The organism is Oleiagrimonas sp. (genome assembly GCF_027858935.1).
GTDB lineage: Bacteria > Pseudomonadota > Gammaproteobacteria > Xanthomonadales > Rhodanobacteraceae > Oleiagrimonas.
Genome location: NZ_JAQIBU010000026.1, coordinates 1 through 3,262 on the forward strand (window position 1 = coordinate 1; position 3,262 = coordinate 3,262).

General features: G+C 58.2%; 4 protein-coding genes and 1 pseudogene. All 5 read right to left on the reverse strand.

From position 1 onward, the window contains the following. Nucleotides 1-296: ClpXP protease specificity-enhancing factor (locus tag PF446_RS01095; protein ID WP_298068849.1), on the reverse strand; the 296-nt coding region annotated here is incomplete at its 3' end. 23 nt (nt 297-319) lie between these two features. Further along, a complete protein-coding gene (locus PF446_RS01100; protein WP_298068857.1) occupies nt 320-943 on the reverse strand; it encodes a glutathione S-transferase N-terminal domain-containing protein in 624 nt (207 codons plus the stop codon). 66 nt (nt 944-1,009) lie between these two features. Then, nucleotides 1,010-1,753: a cytochrome c1 gene (locus tag PF446_RS01105; protein WP_298068851.1), complete on the reverse strand. Its 744-nt coding sequence runs from the start codon at nt 1,751-1,753 to the stop codon at nt 1,010-1,012. After that, nucleotides 1,746-3,038 carry a cytochrome bc complex cytochrome b subunit gene (locus PF446_RS01110; protein ID WP_298068853.1) on the reverse strand — a complete coding sequence of 431 codons (1,293 nt, stop codon included), beginning with the start codon at nt 3,036-3,038 and terminating at the stop codon, nt 1,746-1,748. The genes PF446_RS01105 and PF446_RS01110 overlap by 8 nt, the downstream gene beginning before the upstream one ends. Next, nucleotides 3,038-3,262: pseudogene (locus PF446_RS01115) on the reverse strand (Rieske 2Fe-2S domain-containing protein); the annotation flags it as partial. The pseudogene PF446_RS01115 and the gene PF446_RS01110, both read right to left, overlap by 1 nt.

A 3,262-nucleotide genomic window follows, 5' to 3' on the forward strand; every position in this document is an offset into this window, starting at 1 on the left:
AACATCATGCCCTGCCCGTTTTCCTGGGCATAGATGGCCAGAACGGCCGACACCGGAAAAACGACGTTCTGGCTGACACCGGAAAAACGCGCACTGAAAAATATCCGTTCGTTTCCCAGATCGAGGTCTGCCACGGCGCGCATGGCCACATTCAAAATGACCTGGCCATCCTTGACCACCTGTGGAGGCACCTGCACGCCTTCCCGTGTGGCGTCGATCAGAAGATACGGCGTAAGTCCGTTGTCACTGATCCAGTCGTAAATTGCCCTCAGCAGATAGGGACGGTTGGATGTCATGCCCGTGTTTTCGCTGGTTGTACTCACTCGTGCATTGCCCTTTCTTCGTCGGTGAGGCTGCGCGTAAATCCCTGGCTGTGAAAGATGCGCTCGCCATAATCGGTGATGACCTTGCCCTCGCGTCCAAGCTTGACGCCAAGCATCGGCAGGCGCCAGATCACAGGCACCATAAGACAGTCGGCAAGGCTCAACTCGGGATTGAGGAAAAACTTGGCGGCCTTGAACAGCGCCCGCGAAGCAAGTAGTTGTTCGCGAAGATGCTTGCGCGCGGTATCCGCACGCCGACCGCCCGCACCGATGGTATCAATCAATGGCAGCCAATCCTGCTCCACACGTACCATGCTCAAACGCAGGCGGGCGCGCGAAAGTGGATCGATCGGCATCAGTGGCGGATGTGGATATCGCTCATCCAGGTATTCGCAGATCACGGATGTCTCGTGCAGAACCAGATCACGATCGACCAGGGTCGGTACGTTTGCATACGGATTGAGATCGCGCAAATCCTCGGGCGGCTTGTCCGACCTGACCTCGACCCGATCATAGACCACGCCCTTGGCGGCCAGAACCATGCGTACACGATGACTTTGTATGCCATCCACGGTGGTGAACAGGGTCAACACGGTACGGCTTCGAGCGTTGGCTACCATCACGAACTCCCACCCTGGGTTGATGAAACAGACGCGCCGAAGGATCCTTGCGCGGCGTATCGTCTATCAGTGTACGTCTTTCCAGTATTCGTGCTTGAGCAGATAGGCCAGGAGGGTAAACGCGGCAAGGTACAACAGGACCCATATGCCGATGCTACGGCGCTGCAACGCCGCAGGTTCGGATACGTATGTGAGGAATGCGGTCAGGTCCCTCGTTGCGCTGTGGAACTGCGCTGGCGTCATGCGTCCCTTTTGCGCCAGTTTCAGCCCGGTGACCTCAGGCTTGCCCCCATCGGCCGGTTGACTCATCACTGGAACCTGAAGGCCCTGGAGCTCCCACAGGGGATTGGGCATGGACGCGTTCGGGAATGTCGTGTTGTTCCAACCCACCGGACGCGACGGATCCAGGTAAAACGAGTTCAGATACGTGTACACATAGTCGGGGCCCTTCTGCGCCACCATCAGCGAAAGGTCCGGGGGGGGCTTGCCGAACCAGTTGGCCGCATCCGCCTCCGGCATCGCCGAGATGGCATGACCGCGGAATTTCGCGCCGGTGAAGTCCAGGTTGTTCAGCACTTCTTGCTTGGTCAGGCCCAGGTCCTTGGCAATCCGCGAATAGCGCATGAAGTGAAGCGAGTGGCATCCGGAACAGTAATTGAAGTAGATCTTGGCGCCGCGTTGCAGCGAGGCCTTGTCCTTGATGTTGATGTTTGCCGACATCAGGCCGCCGCCCTCGAAGGCCTGGGCGGATGGCGTACCCAGCAGCAGACCGAGCACCAGAGCAATGGAGATGAGAGCCTGCTTAGTCATGTGTCGTCACCCGTTCCGGAACCGGCTTGGTCTTCTCCAAACCAAAGTACGTGTAGATCCAGAGGAACACGAAGAACCCGAAGTAGATCGCCAGCATGATGCGTCCAAAGACGTTTCTCCAGAAGGTCACATCCGCGGCCGGCCCGAAGATTTGCGGGACCACCTCGTTGATCACTTCTGCGCCCACCAGTCCCAGCCCGATGAAGGAAATCGCGAAAAGCCCCAGGGCAACCTTGAAGCCCATGCCGCGGTAGCGGATCGACTTGACCGCACCGCGGTCGATCCACGGCGTCAGGAACAACAGGAAAATTCCTACGAACATGGCCAGCACGCCAGGCAGCTTGAACGGAATCATCAGCAGGATCGCGTAGAAGGGCGTGAAGTACCACACCGGCCGGATGGCCGCGGGGGTCACCAGATGGTTGGCCGGGATGTAATTGTCGTGCTCAAGGAACCACCCACCCATGGTCGGCGCATAAAAAATGATGAACGCACACACCATCAGGAACACGCCGACGCCGAACAGGTCCTTCACCGTGTAATACGGATGAAAGGGGATGCCGTCCAGCGGGATGCCGCGCTCGTTCTTGTGCTTCTTGATTTCGACGCCATCGGGATTGTTGGATCCGACCTCGTGCAGCGCGGCCAGATGCAGCACCACCAGCAGCAGCAGCACCATCGGCAGCGCCACCACGTGCAGGGAGAAGAAACGGTTGAGAGTGGCATCCGCCGGCGAGAAGTCGCCCATGATCCAGTGCACCAGCGTCTCGCCGACATACGGGATCGCCCCGAACAGCGAGATGATCACCTTGGCACCCCAGAACGACATGTTGCCCCAGGGCAGCACGTAGCCCATGAAGGCTTCGGCCATCAGCGCCAGGAAGATCAGCATGCCGAGGATCCAAACCAGTTCGCGAGGCTTCTTGAAGGAGCCGTACATCAGTCCGCGGAACATGTGCAGATAGACCACCACGAAGAACATCGAGGCTCCGGTGGTGTGCATGTAGCGGATCAACCAGCCCCAATTCACATCGCGCATGATGTAGTACACCGAGGCAAAGGCCTCGGAGGTACCGTGGAATACTTCCAGTGCGCTGGGCTTGTAGAACATCGCCAGGAAGATGCCGGTCAGGATCTGGTTGACCAGGACCAGCATTGCCAGCGAGCCGAAGTAATACATCACGTTGAAGTTCTTCGGCGCGTAATACTCCGAAAGATGCTTGCGATACATCGGCACCAGACTGGGAGCGCGCTCGTTGATCCAGCGGGAAATTGCACCAGACATCACGATTCTCCCTTTGGATTGACGCCGATCTGGATATGCGTGTCATCCATATAATGATATGGAGGGATGACCATGTTGAGTGGCGCGGGAACCCCGTCGTAGACCCGCCCGGAAATGTCGTAGCGCGACTTGTGGCAGGGGCAGAAGAAACCGCTCTTCCAGTCCGGATCAAACGGCTCGGGGCCGATCTTGGGCTTGTAGTCCGGCACGCAGCCCAGATGGGT